The organism is Robinsoniella sp., from assembly GCF_034124845.1.
Window position 1 is genome coordinate 1 of record NZ_JAWYAJ010000076.1, and the last position, 1,737, is coordinate 1,737.

Annotated in this window: 2 protein-coding genes; both read right to left on the reverse strand. The window is 43.3% G+C overall.

The genetic code is table 11. From position 1 onward, the window contains the following. Window positions 1-1,208: hypothetical protein (locus tag ACH2DQ_RS03905; protein ID WP_395025649.1), on the reverse strand; the 1,208-nt coding region annotated here is incomplete at its 3' end. A 94-nt stretch (window positions 1,209-1,302) separates the two neighbouring features. Further along, window positions 1,303-1,737 (reverse strand): DUF2961 domain-containing protein (locus ACH2DQ_RS03910; protein ID WP_395025653.1); only part of this gene is annotated, 435 nt, incomplete at its 5' end.

Consider the following 1,737-nt stretch of genomic DNA (forward strand, 5'->3'; position numbering starts at 1 on the left):
GAATCCAGAATAATTTCCGTAACAGCCGGCGCGTTTTCTCCTTTTCGGACGATATAAACCGTGGATTTTGGAGTTTGTTCTTTCGTATACTTTACTTTTTTTAATAATTTTCTGAGTTCTTTTCCCGACATCCCTCTGGTTATTCCTGTTGGAAGCATGATTTCTACATCTGCAGTTTTGGAACCTGCGGATATATTCGTCACATAACAATCCTCCACAGACTCGGGCGTAGTACTGTAATTCTTCACTGTGGTCTGCAGGTCTTGATCCATCTTCGTTAGAATGATCTGGGAATTGGACATCCCGGACACCTCCTGGTTCTCATTTTCCACATTGGATACCAGTTGTTCCAACGTCCATCCATGGTCCAAAAATTCCTTCACAGGTGCCGGCAGTTCATATAGCTCATGATCGAATTCCACAACGGAACTGTAAATATCATCTCCCAGGTCAACAGGCTGCTTGTAGCGGGAAGATTCCTCTTTTTCTTTTATAACATCCACTTCCATTACCGCCCTGCTCTGCAGCTGCAGATTCCTGGAAATAGGCTTATAACAGTGCAAATCTATACTGTCCACGACTTTTGTATCATGATCGGTATTTAACAGTATATTCTGTCCGGAATCGTATTCATAGGAAAGCTGTGTGTCCCCTTCCAGCTCATAGGTATTGTCAGGTGGTCCGTATAAATACTCGATCTCCGCCCGTGTAGAAACACCCAGCGTAACCCCTTTTGGCAACACTACCCGGTCAGTATCATCGGCCAGCATAGAAGTATCTATAATGATTCCCGCCACACTGCAGTCTACCAGTTTCTGAACATTTGGCGTGTCATTAAAAAACTGGGCATATACTGCTATTCCATCATGGATGAACAGCTTATCCTCTGATATCTCAAGAGGGTTTAGTTCCTGGCGCAGGGAATCTGTTGTTTGAAATCCCTTATCGGTTAAAGCGGTATAACTCATGGGAAATGTCAGCTTCTGTTTGCCCAATTTTATGGTAAAGCTATAGAGATTTTCCATTGGATCATTGGAGCGGTTATCTGCCTGCTCCATGACTTTAACTGCCTTTGTCGAATAATCTGCTTCCATTTCACTGCCAGAAGTGAATGAAGGCTGCTCTATTACCGTAACTTTATTTCCGCAGCCATTAAGCAGTAGAATAGAAAGTAAGGCTGCACCTATATATGTACATGTTTTCTTCAAAATGTATCCCCTTTGTAAATTTATACCTATATTTTATCACAGGGAATTTTGATTTACAATATAACTGCATGATATTCTGTCTTTAAAATTAGGCCTATCTGGGCCAGCGTTTTTCTCTGCAGGGCAATTTAGGAAACGCCTGGTGTGGCTCTGACTGATACCAGTATGACACACTAGAGAGATCGTCCTGCCGCTCAAATAAACCATTGTGTGAGACACCGATTTGCTGAACCGTCACCCGCAGATCTTCTTCGAAAAACACCGGATCCGGTATATGCCACCGGTAAAATCCTCTCATAGGCGGACAATCATCATTATGATAGGGATGGAAAACCAGCTCATCATGCCTGGAATAATAAGGATAACCCAGATATGGAGTAGAATAGGTATTTTCCACGGTCTTATGTTCTTCCTGGGAAGCAAAGCTCCAGGAGCCGCCAAAGTAATCTTCCATTCCCGTTCCGCAAATCGTGGGGTATTCCAGGTCACCGTCTATGTAGAACTTCACCTCTCCTTCTCCCCACCAATA